The 23,059-nt window shown below is 44.8% G+C and carries 17 protein-coding genes and 1 tRNA gene; 9 read left to right on the forward strand and 9 right to left on the reverse strand.

Going from position 1 to position 23,059, the window contains the following annotated elements; translation table 11 throughout:
• Positions 1–247 precede the first annotated feature (247 nt).
• Entirely contained in the window at positions 248–892 is a 645-nt protein-coding gene (gene nth, locus ABY436_RS00930) for an endonuclease III (RefSeq protein ID WP_372737152.1), read from the forward strand.
• Between the two features lie 430 nt (positions 893–1,322).
• On the opposite strand, the gene yfaE is transcribed toward nth, so the two are convergent.
• The 3 genes from yfaE to nrdA form a co-directional block, all read right to left on the reverse strand.
• On the reverse strand, positions 1,323–1,586 hold the full coding sequence (gene yfaE, locus ABY436_RS00935) for a class I ribonucleotide reductase maintenance protein YfaE (protein ID WP_372737153.1): 264 nt from the start codon (positions 1,584–1,586) through the stop codon (positions 1,323–1,325).
• Between the two features lie 10 nt (positions 1,587–1,596).
• The gene (nrdB, locus tag ABY436_RS00940) at positions 1,597–2,727 is read right to left on the reverse strand and encodes a class Ia ribonucleoside-diphosphate reductase subunit beta (protein ID WP_372737154.1); all 1,131 of its coding nucleotides are present in this window, start codon (positions 2,725–2,727) and stop codon (positions 1,597–1,599) included.
• An 85-nt stretch (positions 2,728–2,812) separates the two neighbouring features.
• Positions 2,813–5,077 carry a class 1a ribonucleoside-diphosphate reductase subunit alpha gene (gene nrdA, locus ABY436_RS00945; protein ID WP_372737155.1) on the reverse strand — a complete coding sequence of 755 codons (2,265 nt, stop codon included), beginning with the start codon at positions 5,075–5,077 and terminating at the stop codon, positions 2,813–2,815.
• 588 nt (positions 5,078–5,665) lie between these two features.
• On the opposite strand from nrdA, the gene ABY436_RS00950 reads away from it, so the two are divergent.
• The 4 genes from ABY436_RS00950 to ABY436_RS00965 all read left to right on the forward strand — a co-directional run bounded on the left by ABY436_RS00950 (position 5,666) and on the right by ABY436_RS00965 (position 8,036).
• Positions 5,666–5,749: transfer RNA gene (locus ABY436_RS00950), tRNA-Tyr, on the forward strand.
• Positions 5,750–6,245: 496 nt separating this feature from the next.
• Complete coding sequence (locus tag ABY436_RS00955) at positions 6,246–6,452, forward strand: DUF2788 domain-containing protein (RefSeq protein ID WP_372737156.1); 207 nt, start codon at positions 6,246–6,248, stop codon at positions 6,450–6,452.
• A 60-nt stretch (positions 6,453–6,512) separates the two neighbouring features.
• The gene (locus tag ABY436_RS00960) at positions 6,513–7,091 is read left to right on the forward strand and encodes a LemA family protein (RefSeq protein ID WP_372737157.1); all 579 of its coding nucleotides are present in this window, start codon (positions 6,513–6,515) and stop codon (positions 7,089–7,091) included.
• A 12-nt stretch (positions 7,092–7,103) separates the two neighbouring features.
• On the forward strand, positions 7,104–8,036 hold the full coding sequence (locus tag ABY436_RS00965; RefSeq protein WP_372737158.1) for a GIDE domain-containing protein: 933 nt from the start codon (positions 7,104–7,106) through the stop codon (positions 8,034–8,036).
• A gap of 71 nt (positions 8,037–8,107) precedes the next feature.
• Here the strand turns inward: ABY436_RS00965 and ABY436_RS00970 are convergent, their stop codons facing one another.
• A complete protein-coding gene (locus ABY436_RS00970; protein WP_372737159.1) occupies positions 8,108–8,611 on the reverse strand; it encodes a HugZ family protein in 504 nt (167 codons plus the stop codon).
• A 90-nt stretch (positions 8,612–8,701) separates the two neighbouring features.
• On the opposite strand from ABY436_RS00970, the gene kdsA reads away from it, so the two are divergent.
• The 3 genes from kdsA (at position 8,702) to ABY436_RS00985 (ending at position 13,370) form a co-directional block, all read left to right on the forward strand.
• The gene (kdsA, locus tag ABY436_RS00975) at positions 8,702–9,547 is read left to right on the forward strand and encodes a 3-deoxy-8-phosphooctulonate synthase (protein WP_090728788.1); all 846 of its coding nucleotides are present in this window, start codon (positions 8,702–8,704) and stop codon (positions 9,545–9,547) included.
• 89 nt (positions 9,548–9,636) lie between these two features.
• On the forward strand, positions 9,637–11,604 hold the full coding sequence (locus ABY436_RS00980; protein WP_372737160.1) for an SUMF1/EgtB/PvdO family nonheme iron enzyme: 1,968 nt from the start codon (positions 9,637–9,639) through the stop codon (positions 11,602–11,604).
• A gap of 365 nt (positions 11,605–11,969) precedes the next feature.
• Positions 11,970–13,370 (forward strand): DUF4139 domain-containing protein, encoded by a 1,401-nt coding sequence (locus tag ABY436_RS00985; protein ID WP_372737161.1) that lies wholly within the window; start codon positions 11,970–11,972, stop codon positions 13,368–13,370.
• A 53-nt stretch (positions 13,371–13,423) separates the two neighbouring features.
• Here ABY436_RS00985 and ABY436_RS00990 read toward each other — a convergent pair whose 3' ends face one another.
• The 3 genes from ABY436_RS00990 to ABY436_RS01000 all read right to left on the reverse strand — a co-directional run bounded on the left by ABY436_RS00990 (position 13,424) and on the right by ABY436_RS01000 (position 18,774).
• Positions 13,424–13,906, reverse strand: coding sequence for a tetratricopeptide repeat protein (locus ABY436_RS00990; protein ID WP_372737162.1), 483 nt, complete (start codon positions 13,904–13,906; stop codon positions 13,424–13,426).
• Positions 13,907–13,969: 63 nt separating this feature from the next.
• The gene (locus tag ABY436_RS00995) at positions 13,970–16,081 is read right to left on the reverse strand and encodes a putative bifunctional diguanylate cyclase/phosphodiesterase (protein ID WP_372737163.1); all 2,112 of its coding nucleotides are present in this window, start codon (positions 16,079–16,081) and stop codon (positions 13,970–13,972) included.
• Between the two features lie 17 nt (positions 16,082–16,098).
• The gene (locus ABY436_RS01000; protein ID WP_372737164.1) at positions 16,099–18,774 is read right to left on the reverse strand and encodes an ATP-binding protein; all 2,676 of its coding nucleotides are present in this window, start codon (positions 18,772–18,774) and stop codon (positions 16,099–16,101) included.
• A gap of 267 nt (positions 18,775–19,041) precedes the next feature.
• On the opposite strand from ABY436_RS01000, the gene cysK reads away from it, so the two are divergent.
• The gene (cysK, locus tag ABY436_RS01005) at positions 19,042–20,010 is read left to right on the forward strand and encodes a cysteine synthase A (protein WP_372737165.1); all 969 of its coding nucleotides are present in this window, start codon (positions 19,042–19,044) and stop codon (positions 20,008–20,010) included.
• A gap of 198 nt (positions 20,011–20,208) precedes the next feature.
• Here cysK and ABY436_RS01010 read toward each other — a convergent pair whose 3' ends face one another.
• Positions 20,209–20,781, reverse strand: coding sequence for a YfiR family protein (locus ABY436_RS01010; RefSeq protein WP_372737166.1), 573 nt, complete (start codon positions 20,779–20,781; stop codon positions 20,209–20,211).
• Positions 20,782–20,783: 2 nt separating this feature from the next.
• Positions 20,784–22,868, reverse strand: a complete 2,085-nt coding sequence (locus ABY436_RS01015) for a TonB-dependent receptor plug domain-containing protein (protein WP_372737167.1) — start codon at positions 22,866–22,868, stop codon at positions 20,784–20,786.
• Positions 22,869–23,059: the final 191 nt, after the last annotated feature.

Consider the following 23,059-nt stretch of genomic DNA (forward strand, 5'->3'; position numbering starts at 1 on the left):
CCGGTAAAGCGTAAACACGCCACCGGGTCTGCTTGCCTCTTCTTGCTCATCTCTTCTTGCTCATCTCTCCTTGCCCATCTCTTCTTTACCACCCCTGCTTTTACCACACTCTTTTCTAACGACATTCTGTATTACCGGCGCATTCCTCTAACCACCCTCTCTGCTGACGACATTCCCGGCTGAGAAGATTGGTTTTTTACCCGCAAGCTCGATAAGATACTGGCTCTTTAAATCAACAGAAATACACATGAATCAGCTGAAACGACACGAGATTTTTTGCCGCTGGCGTGAAGAAAATCCACAGCCAACCACTGAACTGGAATATAGCAGCCCTTTTGAACTACTCATTGCTGTTTTGCTGTCGGCTCAATCGACCGATGTCGGCGTCAATAAAGCAACCCGCAAGCTATATCCTGTTGCCAATACGCCTGAAGCCATTTTGCAGCTCGGCATTGAAAAGCTAAAAAGCTATGTCAAAACTATTGGCTTATATAACACCAAAGCTGAAAACATCATTAAAACCTGCCAGATTTTGATGGATCAACACGAATCTATCGTGCCTGATAACAGGGAAGCCCTGGAAGCCCTTCCCGGTGTCGGCAGGAAAACTGCCAATGTGGTGTTGAACACAGCCTTTGGCCAGCCGGCCATGGCGGTAGACACGCATATATTCAGAGTGGCTAACCGTACCCGGATAGCCCCCGGAAAAAATGTACTGGAAGTAGAGAAGAAACTCCTCAAGGTAATCCCGAAAGAGTTTTTGATCGATGCCCACCATTGGATGATTTTACATGGCCGATATGTCTGCACTGCACGTAAACCGAAATGCGGCAGTTGTTTAATTGAAGACCTGTGTGAATTCAAAGAAAAAACGGAAATGGACTGTGAATAACTATAAAAATTGAGTACCTCAATAAATTTATAGTTACCCCCAAAATCTGTGGATAATTCTGTGGAAATCTTTTGAGTAGATACCTGCAGCGCCCGTCATTACTCACTCCATGTTAAATTGTCCGAATTTCACACAGAATAAATAATTTCATATTTTTCAAGGAGTTATGTTTTACAATAGTAAAATATTAATTTTTCTGGTTGTTTTTTATATAAATTCTATTATCGAATTAGGGTTTGTGGATGACGCAATAAAAAGTGCCCAGATAATGTCATTATCTGGGCTTTTTTCGATGAATAAAGATTGCGCAGTGGATAAAATCATGAAATAGCCTCATTAGCTGAAAAATTACTCACGATAAAGCGAGCTGACAGATAAAGAGAACTATCACGAGAAGGGATTCACTGGAAGGAAAGCACCCTGTTATCAATCAGGCTTCCGGGATCTCTATTTCCAGGTGCGTTTTAGGAATACAACAACAGGTCAGAATTTCTCCGTCATCCATATCCAGCAGTGTTTCCTGAACATACTCTACCTCCCCATCGATGAGGCGCACTTTACAACAGCCGCAGTAACCCCCGCGACAGTTATAAGGTGCCGGGATATTCTGAACTTCCAGTGCATCCAGCAGCGTAGATTCATACTGATAATAAAATGTATGAAAGTGATTAACTTTGATTCTTGGTATAGCCATCACTTACCCCTTAGAGGTCAAAATCATCAAAATCACTATCGTCAACCTGGTTATCAATCTGCCCTACTAAATAGGAGCTGATCTCAGACTCCTGAGGCGCCACCTGAACATTGTCACTACTCAACCAGGCATTCATCCAGGGTAAGGGGTTCTGTGTGGCAGGGAACAAATCAGCAAAGCCTAAAGCACGCATACGCACGTTGGTAATATATTCAACATAGTCGCTGAGAATTTTCGCATTCAGACCAATCATGGAGCCATCACGAAACAGGTAGGTCGACCACTCTTTTTCCTGTTGAGCGGCTTCTGCAAAGATAGCGATCGCTTCTTCCCTGCATTCGATTGCGATCTCTTTAAACTCCGGATCATCTGCCCCTGACGCCAGTATATTGAGCATATGCTGCGTACCGGTGAGATGCAGCGCTTCGTCTCGCGCAATCAGCTTAATAATCTTGGCGTTACCTTCCATAATGGCACGCTCAGCAAACGCAAATGAACAGGCAAAACTAACATAAAAACGAATAGCTTCCAGTACATTAACCGAGACCAATGTCAGGTATAGCTTTTTCTTCAGGTTACGCATGCTGACATCATGCGTTTTTCCTGCAATCACATGCACGCCGATGCCATGCACGGAATAGACACTGGTCAGCTCGATTAGCTCGTCATACAGACGCGTTACCGCTTCCGCACGTTTTACTATCTCTTCATTAGTGACGATCGCATCAAACACCTCTGAAGGCTCGGTAATGATATTACGAATAATATGCGTATAAGAGCGGCTATGAATGGTTTCACTGAATGCCCAGGTTTCAAACCAGGTTTCCAGCTCAGGCAATGAAACGATAGGTAAAAAAGCGACATTCGGAGATCGACCCTGCACAGAATCCAGCAATGTCTGATATTTAAGATTACTCAGAAAAATATGCTGCTCATGATCAGGCATATTCATGAAGTCTTTACGGTCAGTTGATAGATCAACCTCTTCCGGACGCCAGAAAAAAGACAGCTGCTTCTCAATGAGCTTCTCGAAAATCGGATATTTCTGTTTATCGTAACGCGCCACATTGACGCTGCGACCAAAAAACATAGGCTCAAGCGTAGCATCATGCCCGCTGGTGTTAAAAGTAGAGTAAGACATTGATAAGTAATCTGCTAATTCATTGACTGGAGGTTAAGCAGATATCACGCCTTATCAGCGGATATCTGCCACTCAGAATTTAAACCTATAGCTTGCAGGCACCGCCTTCACAACCATCGTCGTCTTGCTGATCTTTGGCACCGTCACGGGTATTATGATAATAAAGTGTTTTTACGCCGTACTTATAAGCTGTCAGCAGATCCTTTAATAATTGCTTCATCGGCACTTTATCGCCCGGGTACTTACTCGGATCATAATTAGTGTTAGCCGATATCGACTGATCCACAAACTTCTGCATGATTCCGACCAACTGCAGATACCCCTCGTTGTTTGGAATATTCCAAAGCAGTTCATAACTGTCTTTTAATGCAACATAATCAGGTACAACCTGTTTCATGATGCCATCTTTACTGGCCTTAACGGATACATAACCGCGCGGTGGTTCGATACCATTGGTTGAATTAGTAATTTGTGATGAGGTTTCACAAGGCATCAACGCCGTTAATGTACTGTTGCGCAGACCAAACTCCCGAATATCTTCACGCAGCGTTTCCCAGAAATAATGCAATGGCTCCTCGCAGAACGCATCAATTTCACGCTTATAAGTATCAATCGGAAGAATACCTTTAGCGTACGTTGTTTCCTTAAATTTCAGACACGGGCCGAGTTCTTTTGCCAGTTGGTTAGACGCTTTCAGCATATAGTACTGAATCGCTTCAAACGTACGGTGCACCAGCCCATTGGCAGAACCATCTGAGTAACGCGTACCATTTTTTGCCAGATAATAGGCAAAATTTGTCACCCCTACGCCTAAGGTGCGACGATTATCTGTCGCATTTTGTGCCGCCAGAATTGGATAATCCTGATAATCCAACAAGCTGTCCAAAGCTCTGACAATCAGGTCGGATAGTTCTTCCAGCTCATCAAGATTACTCAGTGCACCCAGGTTAAATGCAGATAAAGTACAGAGTGCGATCTCACCTTCTGGATCATTAATGTCGTTCATCGCTTTAGTAGGCAGCGCAATTTCCAAACATAAATTTGACTGTTTCACAGGCGCGACAGCAGGGTCAAACGGGCTATGCGTATTACAGTGATCAACGTTCTGAATATAGATACGGCCAGTAGAGGCACGCTCGGAAGCCAGCAAACCAAACAGCTCAACCGCTTTAACCGTACGTTTACGGATAGAATCGTCAGCTTCATACATTTGATAAAGACGCTCAAACTCATTCTGATCTGCAAAGAAAGCATCATACAGACCAGGGACTTCATGCGGGCTGAACAGGGTGATATTTCCGCCCTTAATCAAACGCTGATACATGAGTTTGTTCAATTGCACACCATAGTCGAGGTGGCGAACACGGTTCTCTTCAACGCCGCGGTTGTTCTTCAGCACCAGTAACGACTCAACCTCAAGATGCCACAGTGGGTAAAACAGCGTTGCAGCACCACCACGTACACCACCCTGAGAGCATGATTTAACGGCTGTCTGAAAGTGCTTATAAAAAGGAATACACCCCGTATGAAAAGCTTCGCCATTGCGGATTGGGCTGCCTATCGCACGAATACGCCCGGCATTGATACCAATACCCGCACGCTGCGATACATATTTAACAATAGAACTTGCTGTCGCGTTAATAGAGTCAAGGCTATCGCCGCACTCTATTAATACGCAGGAGCTGAACTGACGTGTAGGCGTTCGTACGCCCGCCATGATAGGCGTGGGCAAAGACAGCTTGAACAGCGAAGTCGCATCATAAAAACGTTTAACGTAACCTAAACGCGTTTCTTTCGGGTAAGAAGCAAACAAACAAGCAGCCACCAGCATATAAAGAATCTGTGGGCTTTCATAAATTTCGCCGGATACACGATTCTGAACCAGATACTTTCCTTCCAGTTGCTTAACCGCTGCATAACTGAAATTCATATCGCGGCTATGATCGAGATGCTCATTAAGCTGATTAAAATCCTCACGGCTGTAATCTTCTATCAGATGCTTATCATACCGGCCCATCTCGACCATACTGGCAACATGATCAAACAGATGCGGTGCATCAAAGCTATCAAAAGCACGCTTACGCAGGTGAAAAATCGCCAGGCGGGCTGCTAAATATTGATAATCCGGCGCTGTTTCAGAGATCAGGTCAGCCGCAGATTTAATCAATGTCTCATGAATATCAGAAGTTTTGATGCCATCGTAAAACTGGATATGTGCCTTTAACTCTACTTCAGAAGGAGACACCTGATCCAGGCCATTTGCTGCCCAGATAACAACCCGATGAATTTTTTCCAGATCAATTTTTTCACGACGTCCGTCACGCTTAGTGACCATCAAATCTTTCTGCATAATAAGACTCTTTCGTTCCGCCAAATATAATAATTATAAAAAACATGTTGCTTTTTTTCGCAATGCTCACTAGTGCCATCGTCGCAAAAAACACACAACATCTTGTACGCCGCTGGTTATCCGGCACTAAATATAGCTATATTCGGCTTTATTTCAAGCTTATTTCAGTCTTGATTTTCATCATCTGTTGTGCCGAACCGAGGCTGATTGACGCAAACACAGCGCCCATGCGGCGGCCACTAAAATCAAGCAAATTAAAAAGAATTTTTAGATAATTTTTGAATATCTATGCATCATTTATCACGCAGAAAAACTTACTGAAAATGTACTTTAATGATTTACAAATGCAGCAGAATGCGGTTGTTATTTTGGCTAATTAAGGCACGACTGGCAGGGTGATCAAGAAAGCATACCATGAGTAAAGTTAACACTGCTTTGCTTCCTTAATAAGCCCTTAAGCTAACTTACAAATCAACGGGGTGCGCCTGTTCAAATACCGAACAAAACACTCATGTTAAAAAACATGCGAATAAGTGCCGTTCAGGCATTTACAATCAGAAAATTTAAGTCTATTATCTGCGCCCTTCTGGTGAGGTTCCCGAGTGGCTAAAGGGATCAGACTGTAAATCTGACGCGCGAGCTTCGGTGGTTCGAATCCACCCCTCACCACCAGTTTTTAATTGCCTTTCATTTACAAACAACTGTTTTATCCAACCCCCTTATAGACCCCACGCACAATTCTGTTAACGCTTATGCCCTGCTTAAAACATGATTTCACTAACGCTGCAGCACTGATTTTCATCCTTTTGAAAATACCTGTTAAATATCCAGCCTACTGACTTTTAGCGCCAGGCACCCAAGCCAGCGGACCGGGAACAATTAAACCCGAACGAACTGAAACAACATATCCGCAGCCACTGCATCATAGCAAACCCGGGAAACCACCAACGCCCCGTTGATATGATTGTCGCAGCCTTGCCTATGCTCATTTCAAAAAGCGACAAACCAGCCTCCAGCCCAGGCATTTAACTTTTAATATTACTCTTAGTGTTACTCTGATCATCAGACAAACCCGCCCATAAATCTATTTCTTACACCTATACCTTTCACGTATATCTTTGATGTATAATATCGCGCCATATTCTCAAACATATTCGGTTTTTCTACTATGCGACTAGCTGATATTGAAGGCCTGATGCTGAACATCGGGATTATTGTTTTCTCCTGTTTCATTTTTTTCATCATCTATGATCTTGCAAAACGTTCTAATGCCGGCAAATTCGGAACTCTTGTGCTATTTTTTGCTTTAGGGTTAGGATTAGCAGCCTTTATCATCAAGACCGTTGCCGTCGAGATGATAGGAGGTCACGTTTAGCGTGCTGATCAACAACTGACTCGCTTTCTTTTTGTGTTTAGTTGTTAAAGGATCATTAAAATGGAACCAGGTACTCTGATTTTTATTGGCGTTATCGCGATCATCACCTTCTATGCTATCTCGCTGTATAACAACCTGGTGCGCCTGAAACACAATGTATCTCAAGCCTGGTCTAATATTGATGTATTACTAAAGCAACGTCATGACGAGCTGCCAAAGTTGGTCGATACCTGTCGTGAATATATGCAATATGAGCAGGAGACGCTAACCCGTGTCATTGAAGCTCGCTCACAGGTCGCGACCGCGCGAGAAAAACAAGACATCAATGGACTAGGCCAAGCTGAAACTCAACTGCGAATTGGCCTTGGAAGCCTGTTTGCGCTTGCTGAAGATTACCCTGAACTCAAGGCAAACGACTCATTTCAACACCTGCAGAGCCGCATTACCGGCCTTGAGAACTCAATTGCAGACCGTCGTGAGTTTTATAACGAATCCGTCAATATTTACAATGTCCGTATTGAACAATTTCCTGACCTGATCATCGCGCGGCAGCTAAATTTCAGCTCCCGGGCATTACTCGTTTTCAAAGATACCGAACTTACGGATGTCAATATCGGCCAGCTTTTCAAAAGCCATTGATCTGAACGTCTGATGATCAGCGAGTCAGCCATTGGCATCATGATTACCTTAGCAGCGACAGCCTTTACGCTGTGGAAAGGCTTTGCCTACCTAAAGCATTACCGCTTGATAACAGGTACGCCCACCTCTCGTATTCGTTCAGCCCATCAAGGCTATGTTGAAATTACCGGCCATATTATTGAAGGCGAATACGGCCCTTTAATAGCCCCTTTATCGGGTCGGGAATGTGTATGGTATCGGTATTCAGTTTCCCACCTGCAAAGCAGCGGAAAAACCAAGCACTGGAGAACAGAGCGCAGCGGTGAATCTGATACCTGGTTTCAGGTGAATGATGGTACTGCGACCGGGTTGATAGACCCTGCTGGCGCCACCGTGAGAACTATCAACACTCGCACCTGGTATGGTGACACGCCCAACCCAAACAAGCACGCGGCGCACCACCCGAATAAGCCAACAATGCATCAATCAGGATTCGACCTGAACAAGCGGCTGTTTACAGAGCTGAGCGGTTCACGCTATCGCTATCAAGAAACCTTGCTGTTTACTCATGAACAGATATACGCATTAGGACAATTCCAAAGTGTTGGCGGGGGAAGGCACCTGACACCATTGCAACAACTCTCGGGAGAAGTTATCCGCGAATGGAAACAGTCTTATAATGACCTGTTGCAGCGTTTTGACAGAAATAACGACAAAAAACTCGATATGCCGGAGTGGAGCGACGTTCAGGAGGCCGCACAAAAAGAAGCCGTAAAACGCCGAACGGACATGGCATCAGCTCCTACTATGCATGTCCTTTGCTGCCCGACCGATAACAACAACCCCTTTTTGATATCAACTTTTGACGAAGAGAAACTCGCCATTCGATATGGCTGGTACGCCCTTGCAGCATTACTTGCACTCATCGGGGAAGGCACCCTGTTGCATCACTTCTTAATGAGTTAGCCGCGTTTAATGGTATTGCTGCCCCATAATTATAACGATAATTTAATAGCCGTTTTAAGGAAAAGAGTCTACTAACGCGATCGACCTGCCAGTTTTTCAGCACTGACATGCGCCAGCTCCGGCTTTTGAAGATCTAACTGAAATGCGTTACCAAAACCCGCAATATAGCGAGCGCTAACAGCCGAGAGTTTGAACAACAAAAAGTCAGGCAAGCTTCTCAACAAGCCAACCGTTCCTCCTAACGACGCCTCCATACTATCAAGGACTGTGACGTTAGCCACCTGATCAAGCATTTCAACGTCAGCTTCAACAATCAAGCGCTCACGGGCAAAGAGATTCTGGCTCAGCGCTTCATCACGAATAATCATCAGACTTGCTTTAGGTGTTTGCTGTAAATACGCCGTATGGCTGGCTAGCTGGCTGACATAAATAAAAAAATGTTCACACTGTCGCACAAAAGGGGCATAGCTAATATGCGGTATTCCCTGTGAATCAACCGTTGCTAACTGCAGTGTTTTGCTGGTATTCAGCAAAGTCATACAGTCCTTAAGGCGTTTTGTTTCTTCATCATTCATCTGAAAACTCATTTTCAAGTATCACTTGCACCATTTTATCAAGCCTTCACGTATAATGCTGGCTTTACAGCTGTTATCAGGTTAGAGATCATGCAACAGAAAGTCGTTCAGGTAGGCAAAATAGAAATTGCGAATGATAAACCAATGGTGCTATTCGGCGGCATGAATGTACTGGAATCACGCGATATGGCATTACGTATTGCCGAACACTACGTCACTGTCACCGATAAATTGAACATTCCTTACGTGTTCAAAGCTTCGTTTGATAAAGCGAACCGCTCATCACTGACTTCATTCCGTGGACCCGGCCTGGATGAAGGTTTAAAAATTCTTCAAGAGATTAAAACGACTTTTAATGTCCCATTAATCACTGATGTGCACGAACCACACCAGGCAGCTCCGGCTGCTGAGGTATGTGACATTATTCAGCTACCAGCATTTTTATCCCGCCAAACCGACCTTGTTCAGGCGATGGCCGCTACCGGTGCTGTGATCAATATCAAAAAGGCTCAGTTTCTGGCCCCCCATGAAATGAAGCACATTCTGCACAAATGTAAGGAAGCCGGTAACGATCGCCTGATTCTTTGTGAACGCGGCAGCACATTTGGCTACAACAATCTGGTAGTTGATATGCTGGGCTTTGCCATCATGAAAGAGTTTGGTTACCCAATCATGTTTGATGCGACTCATGCATTGCAAGTACCCGGTGGGCGTGCAGACTCTGCTGATGGTCGCCGCGGTTTAGTCGCTCAGTTATCACGTGCGGGCATTTCTCAGGGGATTGCAGGTTTGTTTCTGGAAGCACACCCTAATCCGGCTGAAGCAAAATGTGACGGCCCTTGTGCGTTACCTCTGGACAAACTTGAGCCTTATCTGGCTCAGCTGAAAGCCGTTGATGAACTGGTTAAAAGCTTCCCGCCATTACAGACCGACTAGCCAGGCGGAATAGATAAACAACTGATTTTACTTAAAACATTGCCCGTTCTTGTCTATTATTAAGTAGTAAATACTGACAGGCACGGGCAATGGATATCCGACAACAAGCACTTTCACTGAATGATGGCCAGATCATTGGCCCGGAACACCATAAATTCAGACTCAAAGGTACAGCCACGCCTCACCCTCTGGGTGAGTTCTGGCAAGCTGACGATATCAGCACGCCCAGCCCCACGCCTGTGTCACTGATAGTTCTTTCAGAAAATCTTACTAAACATAAAGAATTCCTGGCCGCTTTCAAACAGCAGATCATTCTTGCAAAGAATCTTCGTCATAAGCATATCACCGCTATCTACGGCTATTTTGTTCAACGCGGTGGAATTTTGTTTTTTGCGTGTGAAGCGCTGGATGGGTTAACGCTGCAAACGCTCATTCAAACAAAAAAAATTAATAAACTGAAAAAAAATCAATTACAGGGCCTACTCACACAAATAGCGAGCGCTGCTGACGTCTATATAAATAAAGTCTATAAACCTCACGCAGCACTGGCACCGGATCTGATCTACATTAACCGTCAGGGTGGCGTAAAAGTTTTACCCATTAGCCCACGAATTTTATTGGAAAAAACCAGCTTCAAACTCGACCCGGCGTTTCAATTCCCTGCCTATCAGGCACCCGAGGCATTTCACCCCAATCTGTTGCCCAACGCTGCGGACACCTATTCAGTGGCGTGTATCGCTTATGCGGCATTATCAGGATCCCCACCATTCGGGCTGGAAGAGGATGAAGCCTTACATGTCCGCAAAGAGCTAAAGCAACCTTCTGGTTTAAACAAAAACCAATGGGCATCACTACAACAAGCGCTCGCTACTGACCCGGAACTACGTCAACGCAATTCTGCTGAACTTATCAGTGCACTTTTCATCGAGGAAGCGGATAAAAGCACATCGCCTGTTGCAGAAAGTGTGCCCCTGAAAACTAAGACAACGGATGCTTCAACGACTGCCAAGCTATCCGGCGGCTTCAGTCGATTCTGGTCTTCTATATTCATAGGCAGCACACTCTTTATTACAGGCGTGGCAGTAGGTTTTTTTGCTAGTTTCCTCTTCAATCAACAGCAACAGACATCAACCGACCAGCATCTTGCCGCCTGGAAAGAGCAAGCCGGAATATGGAAAACCACAGCGGATGATCAAGCCAATAAGATAACCCGATTAGAAGAAGAACTCGCTAATCAAAATGCAACTGATATCAATACTACAGAGCCATTGTCCAGAGCAGAAAGTCCAGCTCAGGAGAACTTCAAGATTTTCCAGGATACCTTGCTGGATGGTGCTTATGGGCCGCAGATGATCAGCTTACCTGCCGGCCAATTTCAGATGGGAGATCTGAACAATCAGGGCGACGATAACGAAAAACCCATCCAAACCATCATATTTTCAGACTCATTCGCCCTCTCCCGTTATGAAGTCACGTTTAATGAATATGATCATTTTGCTGACGTCACAAAAAGAAAACGCCCCGAAGACGAAGGCTGGGGACGCGGCTTACAACCCGTCATTAATGTGAGCTGGCAGGACGCTAACGCCTATGTCAAATGGCTCGCTGCCCAAACCGGTCAAGCCTACCGCTTACCTTCAGAGGCAGAATGGGAATACGCCGCACGTAGCGGCACGAATTCAGCCTATTGGTGGGGTAATGAATTATCAACCGAACGAGCCGTATGTGATGGTTGCGGCTCGCGCTGGGATGCAAAACAGCCGGCACCCGTTGGCGCGTTACCCGCGAATCCCTGGGGGCTGCATGATCTGAACGGAAACGTCGATGAGTGGGTGCAGGATTGTTATTCAGATACTTATACCGGACATCCGACAGATGGCAGTGCGCGCGTAGCCAGCAATTGCGCTTACCGCGCCATGCGCGGCGGTTCATGGTTTGATATTAGCCGGGTTATTCGCTCTGCCAGCCGCTATCGACACCCGCCTGATGCGGCACGCAATACCTGGGGATTTCGTGTAGCACTGGATCTTTCTAATGAACAAAAATCGACTGATTAACATTTACAGACGGATTAACGTTTACAGGTTGAATCATTCAAGCGTATCGCCCGTCTTACTTGTAGCAAAAATCCTCCTGCGGGATCGTCGAAAACTCAGGCATAATCATCAAAAATGATTGCCGCCAGTACAGAATAACCAAAAACACCGGAGTATCATGTCACTACCGCTGACCTGCTGGATCTTGGCTCAATCCAGTTGAAATGTGACTGGTTTTTTCACGTGCATTTTACATATCAGCTTTTTACATAGAGGCTTTTTACATAGAGGCCTTTTAATCGAACCTTTCTAAATAGAAGCTTTCTACATAGAAGCTTCTACACAGCATACTCACACAGAATCGCAATGAATAAAGGACTACATCTATGCCATTTAAACTTCTCTCATTCACTCTCTTGACTGCGCTTCTCTATCCGCTAGCCACACAAGCGAACACTGTTATTACTGATGAGGAACAGACAGATCTTGCAGTTACCTTATACACTCAAAATTTGGGCCTCATTCAAGATAGCAGATCCATCCCTCCTCTGAAAAAAGATGAAACGATTGTTATTCGCGATATTAGCAAGCTTATGCAAACCGAAACACTACAGATCAGAAATGCCGGCGCCATTAAAGAGCAGACGCTAAATACTGCATCACTTAACTACTATGCATTGTTAGAGCGTCATATCGGAGAAAATATCATTCTGGCACGCAGCCAAACTAATGGTCAGGAGATACAACAGACGGTTCAGTTACTCAATGTAGAAGGCTCTACCGCACTTGTTGAGAATAATGGCCGTATTGAATCAATTCCGCTCTCGTCAGAATGGCGGATTATTTTTCCGACAAGCCCGGCCGATCTTTTATTAAAGCCAAGCCTGACTTTTCGAAGCGAAGGCACTCACACAGCAGGCACGGCCCAATTCAGTTATCTGACTCATGGCCTTAGCTGGCAGATGGACTATGTGATGACGTTAAATGAGGATAGTAGTGAGCTTAGACTAGAGGGTCTGGCTTCTTTAATGAACGATACCGGCACTCCCTTAAAGAATGCTCGCATACGCCTTCTGGCTGGCGATGTATATCAGGATAGTAGCCCCCGCCACAGAGCTAAAACTGTGATGATGGCGCAGTCGATGGCTGAAGACTCCAGCTCGCCCATGCCGGAGGCACTCAATGACTACCAATTATATACATTAGGGGAACGTGTAACCCTGCAGCATCAACAGCGCACTCAGGTTCCCTTGATGCATGCTGACAAGGTTGGCATTAAAGCATTACAAAGATACCAGTTTTATATGAGTAATGGTGTCGATAACCAAACCCATATCCTTAAACCTGAGTCGTTCATACGTTTCACAAATAATCAGCAACACGGATTAGGGACTCCGTTACCGGCGGGTCAGGTCCGTTTTTTCTCACCCGATAATACAGGTGAACTCCACTATATCGGCAGCTCCCATATCAACCAGACGGCAAAAGATGAGCACGTTGAATTAGCCATGGGGAAAGCGTTTGATGTCACTATCACTAGAAAACAAACTGATTTTCAGACCGCTTTTGACGGTACGGTTACTGCCTATGAAGTACGTATCAGAAACAGCGCTTTGAGTAGCCGCGATATCGAAGTGACGAGTCTTTTCTCACAACCATGGAAACTCATTAGCAGTACATCAAAGCCCGTTGAACAAAACGCAGGCATGGCAAAATGGAAAATAGCCGTTCCAGGAAACAGCGAATCATTACTTACTATGCGAGTGAGACTGACCAAACCGCAGTAGCTCAGCGTTAAGTCCGACAGACTCCCGGCGGTGTTAAAAACCTACGCAGTCAGTTATGGAGTAACAGTGAGCGTTGGTTGCAGTGACTGCCAACGCTCAACTTCTTTGGGATTAACCGCCTGCCCCAACTCTCCCAACTGATATATCTTCAACAGTCGTGATATGGCCAGCGCATGCCCTTGTGAGGCCGCCAGCTGATAGTAATGAAATGATTTTTCATTCGAAGCAGGAAAGTAATGTTCAAAACCAGACTCATAAATTCTGGCCATCTGGTACTGCGCTTTCATATCACCTTTATCGGCAGCACGTTGTAAGTAGATACCGCCCTGTATGCGATTATCCTTTCCCTCCCCCCGAAAATGGAGCAGGTGCCCATAAACGGATAACGCCTGACAACTGTCATTATCCGCTGCAAAGCGAAATATACGCATGATCCACTGATGTTTACGTCGGGAGCTTTTAAACAATGGAGCACGAAAGAGAAGAAATGCGAGCTTAAAAATTCCTGGAGCCAGCCATTTCATCAGAGTATTCATTATCAAACCACCTTAAAATCAGATGATGTTAATATATCATTTATTCTGACAATATCCGCACACTTATACGACAATGATTCCTTTCCTCAACAACAGATCAAAAGCCTGATCATCAATAGGCCTCGAATACAGAAACCCCTGGAATTCGTCACAATCCTGCTCCTGTAAAAAAGCAGCCTGAGCTTGAGTCTCAATCCCTTCAGCTACCACCCGAAGATGCAGTGAACGCGCCATTGCAATAATAGCCAACGCTAATGATCTATCTTCTCTGCTCCCGGGAAGCTCCGAAACAAAAGTTCGATCTATCTTTAATGTATCAAGTGGAAAACTCCGCAAATAGCCTAATGATGAATAACCCGTACCAAAGTCATCAACAGCAATACGTACCCCTATCTCTTTGAGTAAAGCCAGCGTCGTTTGTGTTTGGGAAACATCCTCCATAATAGCGGTTTCGGTCAATTCAACCTCTAAAAACTCAGGATTAATGCCGATGCGTTGTATCACCTCTCCGATTGCTTCAGCTAAACGAATATCTCTGAATTGAACGGCACTTAAGTTTACCGACATAACAAAGTCTGTATGCCCAGCGTCATGCCAGCGCTTCAGTTGCTGACAGGCGACCTCCATCACCCAGGCTCCAACCTCGTGGATTGCGCCCATCTCCTCTAGAACGGGTATAAACTCATCAGGGGAGATAAGGCCGATATCCGGATGCTGCCAACGTAACAAGGCTTCCCCACCCACAATACGCTTATCATCTGCGTTGATGCGTGGTTGATAGTGTAATCTGAATTGCTGTTCTGGTAATGCCTTGTGCAGCTCGACCTCCAACAACATACGACGCCGGGTATTCGCCAGCATACTTTTATCGTAACAGCATATAATATTGCGGCCTTGACGTTTAGCATGGCGCATTGCATTTTCAGCATTGCGAAGCAAAGTCCCCAAGTCCAATTCGCTATCAGCACTGTAGGCATAACCAATACACGAGGTAAGCGACACTTCATGCCCATTAACTTTAAAAGGAGCCGATATACAGTCGAGCAGCATTGCCGCTACCTCAACATGACAAGGATGAGCAGCGGAGCAGCAGATAGCTAAACTGAATTTATCACCTCCCCAACGGCATGCTTCAGTTCTCAGATCTCCCATTTTTTTACTAAGCTGGTCTACAAGCGCTACGACTCTGCGGCTTACTTCTATCAGAACAGCATCACCAGTGCGATGCCCGAACATGTCATTGATTCGAACAAAACGGTCAATATCTACTAGTATAAGGGCTATACATCCATCCCTGCTGACACACTCACCAATCAAATCATGCATAGCACGATTAAAGGCCTCCCGGTTCTGTAAACCGGTCAAGCGATCAAACCGGGAAAGAAACTGAATACGCGCTTCGGTTTCTTTACGGTCAGTTATATCCTGCAGAGTGCCTTCAATGGCAACCAATTGGTCCTGATTATCATACTCAAGTTCAGACTGAACCCGAAAAACCTGATGTGTAGTCGAACCGCCCCCAGCGTTAAGCGTTATTTCAAAATCAGCAGGAATTGTTTGTTGGTTGACTGCACGCTGTACTATTTGACTAATGCGGGATCGATCGATCTCTGCTACCTGGAAGAGCAATTGTTCAGCCATGATATTATTCACATCCAGCTGCAATCTTTCCGCTAGTGCTTCAGAGATAATCATCTTGTTCTTAAACACATCCCAACGCCAGTAATCCAGACGTGCGATTGATTGTGCTTTTGCCAACCTTGCTTCACTTTCTACAAGGCTACTCATTGCATCAACGGCGCGTAACATAAAACGCAAGCGCTGCTTCAATAGCGTCCAATTTACCGGTTTCGCAATAAAGTCTGTCGCTCCGGCTTTATAAGCCTCTTCTATCGAGTTATCGCCCTCCAGCCCAGTCATCATCAAAACCGGAACAGCCTTTCCTGAATGGGTTTTTCTGAGTCGCCGACACGCCTCAAAACCATCCATCACCGGCATGTCTACATCGAGCATAATCAGATCAGGATTGATATCCGGCAAAATATCGAGAAGCATCTGCCCATTTTCAGCTGATGCGACAGCGTATCCTTGCTGACGAAGGTGTGCTGCCGCTACCATTCGAATCGTAGGGTCATCATCGACAACAAGTATTGTCTGGCGATTGGTTCTGGGCATAACAGATTTTTGCTCCATCACATTAAATTGACAAGTTTCTGCTGTGATGTTTGGTTAGCCTTAACCAATAATTGATACTGCGCCTGTATATTATCTGTATGCGACATCCTGCACCCCTCTTCTATTTCCCTGCTTAAAGCGTAAACCTTATCAAGCCCGAGCGTCCCGCTAGATGACTTTAAAGCATGCGAAAGCCGACGAATCTCTTCAAAATCCTTTTGGCTAAGTGCCTCGTTCAACTCAAAAATAATTTGATTGCTGTTCTCAATATAGGTAGCAATCAACGAGCCTAATAAAGGCTGACCATCGTCATCCTGCAGACCATTAAAACTATTCACCTGCTGCATATTAAGATCACACAACTCGCTATCAATACTCACTTTCTGTATTACATCCATGTCAGAAAACCTGAGAGGAACTTGCTCTTTTAGCCAATGGGTCAGCATTTGATGCAAGCTTTGACGGCTATAAGGCTTACTTAAATAGTCGTCCATCCCTCTACTCAGATACAATGCACTATCACCATCCATTGCATTCGCCGTTACTGCCACGATAGGTGTATAGGACAAATGCTGCCGTATTTCCTCTTCACGTATATAGGAAGCGGCTGTAATGCCATCCATAATGGGCATTTCTATATCCATTAAAATCAGATCGTAAGGGTGATTACGCCATTTATCGATAGCTTCAGCCCCATTTGTGGCTGTATCAAGCGAACACCCCATCATCTTCAACAAACCTGTGGCTACCTGCTGATTCACAGCATTATCTTCAACCAATAAAATGTGTCCCTGTAATTCAGCTAACGCCGTATCAGTTTTTCCTATCAGCGGCGCAGTTGAGTTCCTGACATTCCCTTCCGGAATTAACAAATCACATAATGCAGCCAAAAATACCGACGGCTTTATCTCCCCCTGATCTTCCCGAATGATGCCTACGTATCCCGGCAGCCCCATCAGAGTTGATGTTTTCGAAGCTAACACCATAAACTTAGTCGCAAATTGCCCATACCGGTAGTTAAGCGCATGAATAAATCGAGCCAACTCAGTTTCATTGCCCAATGTGTCGAGCAAAACTAAATTGAAAGCGTTATGTTTTTCTACAGCCGCCTGTATTTTTTCTTCTACTTCACTTTGGACGGCTACTCTTTCAATAACCACTCCCCAGCCCGCCAACAAATCATGCAAGAAATCCATTTCGGCGTTATTCTGCCCATAGATGAGTGCCCGGATATCCTGAAGCAATGTTTTGCCTTGTATTACACATTTAAAACTCTGACGATCCAAAGGTAGCTCAAACCAAAAAACTGATCCTGTATCCAGTTCGCTTTCAACACCAATTTTACCTCGCATCAACCCGACCAGTTGTTTTGAAATAGCCAGCCCTAACCCTGTCCCTCCATATTTACGTGTTGTAGAGGAGTCGGCTTGTGAAAAAGATTCAAAAATTTTCTCCTTAGCATCTTCTGAAATACCAGGACCACTATCATGAACTTCAATGCGCACGTAAGGTTTTTTAGCCGAAAACACAACGGCGACATCGACACTGACAGATCCGGCATGCGTAAATTTAAGTGCGTTGCCCACAAGGTTAAGCAGAATTTGCCGGATCCTTACTGGATCACCGAGCATCTTTCCATTAAAGTCAGGATCAAAATCATGAGAAACGGTTAATTTTTTACCATTTACAGTTTCACTTAATAACTGCAAAACTTCCTCAATTTGTTCATATAAATCAAACCGGATAGATTCCAGCTTAAGCTGGTCCGCTTCAATTTTTGAATAGTCCAGAATGTCATTGATAATATTGAGCAATGCATTACCAGAGCGCTGAATTGTATCAGCCTGGCGTTTTTGTTCAGGCGATAAGGATGAGTTTAACAACAGCTCAGTCATGCCTAAAACGCCATTCATCGGTGTACGGATTTCATGGCTCATGGTTGCCAAAAAACGAGATTTTGCCAAACTCGCTTCTTCAGCAGTATCTCTGGCGAGCTTTAGCGCCTCATCACGCTCTTGAATCTGCTCTATCATGGTATTAAAACCATCAACCATCACACCAAACTCATCAGTTGAAGTGTTCTCAACGCGTCTCGAATAATCGCTGATTTCAGATACAGCGTGCATCGCATGAATCAATTTCTCGATGGGTTTAATAATGACATCCTGTAATCGGGAAGAGATAAAATACCCAAAATACAGCACAACTAAGAGCCCCAATAATCCAAAAAACATCCAGTTATTTAGCATGTGTTTATAACTGGACAGGCTCACCCGAATTCCAAGACTTCCGATAAACCGATCTTTTTCTTTTATCAACTGCTCAACTGCTAAATGATCAGCATAAAACTTATAGTGCCAATCAGTAGTATCCTCAACCTTCAAGAGCTCTGTCATGTGCTGCTGATGATCTGTTTCCTTTTCCGGCGCACTATTCATCCGCCGGTATTCAGCAAATACATTTCCTTTCGCATTCCTTAGTACAGCATATTCAATATCCATATCGGCGCTAAGCGTATTTAACAACTCTGTTGCTGTCTGCTCATCGTGAAAAACCAGTGCCGCTGTTGCATTAATACTCACGGCCTTTGTTAACGTGTGAACTGAGCTGACCAATTGTTCCCGGCTGCTGATCCAGAAATTGACAATGAAAAAAGCATAGGAAATTGCCAGTACGGTTGAGGCTGTCAGCATGACGAGAGCTGACAACTTGTGTCGAACTGGCAGATTACGGAGCAACCGTTTCAAAAATAATTACCCATTTAAACAGTAGGTTATGGCAATACATACTTCACAATATTTTAGAACAATCGTTCGAAAATAACATTCGCCTGGCAAAATTAACAGAAGATGAATGAGTTAAGTATGATCAACAATAAACATATAGCAAAGGAACCTGTAAAAATAACTTTATCGGCAGTACACTTCAGGCAACTGAACCCAATAAGATAAGGTAACAAAATGCCGGTTTTTCAAGACAATTCACTCTCTATTGGAAATACCCCTCTCGTCAGACTCGCCAGACTTGCACCTGATGCGACCATCTTAGCTAAGATAGAATCTCGCAACCCGGCAGGTTCGGTAAAATGCCGCATTGGTGCCAGTATGATCTGGGCTGCTGAGAAATCGGGTCAACTCAAGCCCGGCATAACGCTGGTTGAACCAACCAGTGGTAATACGGGCATTGCTCTCGCTTTTGTCGCCGCATCACGTGGTTACTCGTTAAAGCTCACGATGCCCGCTTCTATGAGTATTGAAAGGCGCAAATTAATGAAAGCGCTGGGAGCTGAAATCATCCTCACACCTCCGGAAAAAGGTATGAAGGGTGCCATCGATAAAGCCCAGGAAATTGTTGATAGCAACCCTGAACAAAATTTAATGCTGCAACAATTCCAGAACCCAGCCAACCCTGCCATCCATGAACAAACCACTGGGCCTGAAATCTGGAATGACACTGACGGCAGCATTGATGTACTCGTTGCTGGCGTTGGCACGGGTGGGACAATTACCGGTATTTCTCGTTATATCAAACAAAATAAGGGCAAAGCCATTGTCAGCGTTGCTGTCGAGCCCGTCGACTCACCCGTCATTACTCAGTCCTTAAATAAAATGGAACTAAAACCTTCGCCACACAAAATTCAGGGGATAGGTGCGGGCTTTATACCTGGAAACCTGGATTTAAGCATCGTGGATGTTGTTGAGCAGGTCAGCAATGAAGAAGCAATCGCCACGGCACAACGCTTAATGAAAGAGGAAGGTATTCTGGCAGGCATATCCTGTGGTGCGGCAACAGCCGCCGCTTTGCGACTTGCGGCACGCCCGGAATACAAAGGAAAGACCATTGTCGTGATTTTACCTGACTCAGGCGAACGCTACCTGTCGACAGTTTTGTATGACGGAATATTTACCGAAAACGAACAAGTTCAGTAAAAATAAGCACCAAAGGTCACTCGCCTCGTGTGGCCATTATTTAATATTTAACGAGGCCTTTGCACGAGCAGGAATTTCGTTTACCGGCAAGGAAAAAGCGCACGAAGTAAGGGAGTTTATGTTTATAAATGACCGATTGAGCTCGCTTTTAACGCCGCCAGAAAACAAAGGAGCAAAGGTGCAAAGGTCTCTGAATGATTAACGCTCGATTCTAACCAGCCGCAATAACTTTGAACTTACTTTAAAGCCCGCTTCCTGTAAACGTGTCAGATTCATTGCCACACGTACTTTACGTCCCCGGGTCTCAAAACCGACCATACCCATTCCCCCTGATACAAAACCATCCGCATCACCAATCAGTAATGTTCCGGGCTGATCAAAATCCAGCAACGAATCAGCCTCCGACAATGCACTCTCCTGCAGGTAGATAAGATGGCAGTTTTCAGCCTCTGAGACGTAACGATAAGGTACAACAATCAGTGAACGGCCATTCATCTGTTCATCTTTTACAACCGCCGTCAGTTTATCGACCAAAGCTTGGTCAGCAAGCGTACATAACCGATATTCAGCAGATGTACTCTTATGTTCAGGCCATTGAATAAAGGATAAGAAATTATAGATATACACCGTCTTAATATTATCGACAACATGACCATCAGCTAAGGCCTCCTTACCAGTCAGTAGAGAAACAGTCAGCATGGAGGCGGCCAGTAACCCACTCAATAATAGTCGTCTGAAAATACTATTAAGTCTGGAATATAGCATTCCCATACTTAAAACCTGACCGTGATTTTGGCTGAAACACTTCGATTTATTTCCGTACTTTCCGGGTAGCCACCTACATTCAAAGGTGATGAACTAAACTCCTGATGCGTATCCTGAAGAAGGTTCTGCCCGATAATACTTAGCTCCACCTCCGGTGAGATCTGCCATCCGACTCTGACATCTGTTCTGACATAATCATCAATAGCATCGTCTCCGAATACCAGGAAGTCTGATCCGGTCGATGATAGCGATGATACATAATAGATCCCAAGATCCAACTCCAGAGTTGCTGTCAGATCCCAGCTAGAGTGTAGTGAAAACTGATGTTCCGGGGCTTTATTTGTAGATATCATAGGTTCTGTGAATGCGGGCAAGCGACGCATCGACGTTTGTAACACACTGTAGGAAGCCTCCAAACGCCAATTTGGCTGTACCGTCCACCGGCTGGATAATTCAACACCATAGGCATCAGCCTTGGCACCATTATGAATACTCAGTTGACCCGGGGTGCTAGTGCTTATAAATGGATTAAACAGATTATCAATATTAATAGTCGTTAGATCACTGTACCAATAACGAAATACAGTCACATCGAACGCTAACGTATTTTGTGGATTATACCTAAAACCTAACTCCCATGAAGTGAGCTTTTCTGAGCCATGATTTGGATTACCGGTAAGCTCATAAGCATTCTTAGGACTAGCGTTCGTGGTTTCTAACCGGGAAGGAACGCGCGAAGTGTAAGACACAGCGCTCCATAGCTGAGTCTCAGGGCTTGCTGACCATATCCCTCTGATCGTCGGTTGCCACTGGTTACCGGAAATTGAGGAATATTCATAACCCACCCCAGTTAAGACTCTGATATCCTCTGAAACATTTAATTCACTCTGCACAAATGCATTTATCACATTATTACGCTGGGAGGCAGGCCCAAAAGAAACAACTGACGTGGGTGACAAATTGGGCTGCAGATCATCCGCCTCAGTCCTGACGCCCATACCCCAGGCAAACTTTCCCAGACTATTTTTCCAGCCACGCTCAAAGTCGATATCAAGTGCATTAGCTTGCTGATCTAATTGGTAATCTTCCCGCTGCGAGTAATCCAGATACGCCTGTACAGTTTGCCAATCATTATCGCTCACCTGCTTCCAGCGAGCCAACAGATGAGCACCTGAGTATTTTTGATTATCCCTGATGTCCATCATGCAAAATGTACACAGTCCATACTGCGGAAACGCTAAGGCAGCAAATACTTGATCCTCAGAGGCACCATTAAGCAACATATTATTAATTGCCGGAGCCACGATCGTATTAAAGTCGGGCCCTGATGAAACTTTTTCGGAAGCGAATAAACGCTGATCTGACTCTCCACGAAAGTAACCAACATCCAACAATAATGACTCTCCATCACCAAAGTCTGTATCCGTGCGCAATGAAAATCGTGTGTGCCTGGCATCATCATTAGCCACAGCACCCTGACCAAAACCTGAATGTGAGGTAGGCGAGTTCTCTTCGTTCATTAACCCTTTAACACTAAACCGGTAACTGCTGTTATTGTTTAGCTCACCAGCATAACGCAATCCCACTTCGCGATTCTGGTTTCCCAATAACCCAACAACTTCTCCTCCTTGTGTAGAAAATGAGGAACGCGTAATGATGTTAATAACACCATTCATCGCATTCGCACCCCACACAGCGGAACCAGGCCCACGAATAACCTCGATACGCTCAACATCCTCCATGCGGACATCTTGCATATCCCAATACACGCCTCCAAAAGTATGGTTGTATAAACTACGGCCATCCAATAACACTAAAAATTTATTGGCGAAGGTTTCATTAAATCCCCGCGAATTGACCGCCAATGAATTACCACTTACAGCAGCGACATTTAAACCAGGCACTATACGCAAAGCTTCAGGTACATTCCTGGCACCAGAGCGGCGAATACTTTCTGCCGTCAAAACATAAACCGCAGCGGGGGTCTCAATAATCTTACCGGGGATTTTGGATGCGATGCCGACTTCAAGAGAAGAAAGCTCATCAATGGACAAGGCTTTCAGATCATCGAGCGTCATGTCATCTGAAGCCATTACAACGCTATTAAGTAAAAATGAACTTACCCAAAATAACGTCCTGTATACAAGCGTTCCTGACATGTATCTGCTTCCAGAAAAAGAGAATTAAAATCAGTCGATACTCATGTAAATATTTCTGTACCCTGAACAAATTAAAAGATGACGACTCAACAGTGTAAACCGCCATCCGAAGATCAGTTAATATC

Source organism: Neptunomonas sp., from assembly GCF_041601355.1.
Classification (GTDB): Bacteria; Pseudomonadota; Gammaproteobacteria; order Pseudomonadales; family Balneatricaceae; genus Neptunomonas.

Coding starts and splice junctions, on each gene's coding strand:
- ABY436_RS00980 (WP_372737160.1), top strand. CDS start 9,637: ATGGATATCCGACAACAAGCACTTTCACTGAATGATGGCCAGATCATT.
- ABY436_RS01010 (WP_372737166.1), bottom strand. CDS start 20,781: ATGGGAATGCTATATTCCAGACTTAATAGTATTTTCAGACGACTATTA.
- ABY436_RS01000 (WP_372737164.1), bottom strand. CDS start 18,774: ATGCTGACAGCCTCAACCGTACTGGCAATTTCCTATGCTTTTTTCATT.
- ABY436_RS00965 (WP_372737158.1), top strand. CDS start 7,104: ATGATCAGCGAGTCAGCCATTGGCATCATGATTACCTTAGCAGCGACA.
- nth (WP_372737152.1), top strand. CDS start 248: ATGAATCAGCTGAAACGACACGAGATTTTTTGCCGCTGGCGTGAAGAA.
- ABY436_RS00985 (WP_372737161.1), top strand. CDS start 11,970: ATGCCATTTAAACTTCTCTCATTCACTCTCTTGACTGCGCTTCTCTAT.
- kdsA (WP_090728788.1), top strand. CDS start 8,702: ATGCAACAGAAAGTCGTTCAGGTAGGCAAAATAGAAATTGCGAATGAT.
- ABY436_RS00970 (WP_372737159.1), bottom strand. CDS start 8,611: ATGAATGATGAAGAAACAAAACGCCTTAAGGACTGTATGACTTTGCTG.
- nrdA (WP_372737155.1), bottom strand. CDS start 5,077: ATGCAGAAAGATTTGATGGTCACTAAGCGTGACGGACGTCGTGAAAAA.
- ABY436_RS00960 (WP_372737157.1), top strand. CDS start 6,513: ATGGAACCAGGTACTCTGATTTTTATTGGCGTTATCGCGATCATCACC.
- cysK (WP_372737165.1), top strand. CDS start 19,042: ATGCCGGTTTTTCAAGACAATTCACTCTCTATTGGAAATACCCCTCTC.
- yfaE (WP_372737153.1), bottom strand. CDS start 1,586: ATGGCTATACCAAGAATCAAAGTTAATCACTTTCATACATTTTATTAT.
- ABY436_RS01015 (WP_372737167.1), bottom strand. CDS start 22,868: ATGGCTTCAGATGACATGACGCTCGATGATCTGAAAGCCTTGTCCATT.
- ABY436_RS00995 (WP_372737163.1), bottom strand. CDS start 16,081: ATGCCCAGAACCAATCGCCAGACAATACTTGTTGTCGATGATGACCCT.
- nrdB (WP_372737154.1), bottom strand. CDS start 2,727: ATGTCTTACTCTACTTTTAACACCAGCGGGCATGATGCTACGCTTGAG.
- ABY436_RS00955 (WP_372737156.1), top strand. CDS start 6,246: ATGCGACTAGCTGATATTGAAGGCCTGATGCTGAACATCGGGATTATT.
- ABY436_RS00990 (WP_372737162.1), bottom strand. CDS start 13,906: ATGAATACTCTGATGAAATGGCTGGCTCCAGGAATTTTTAAGCTCGCA.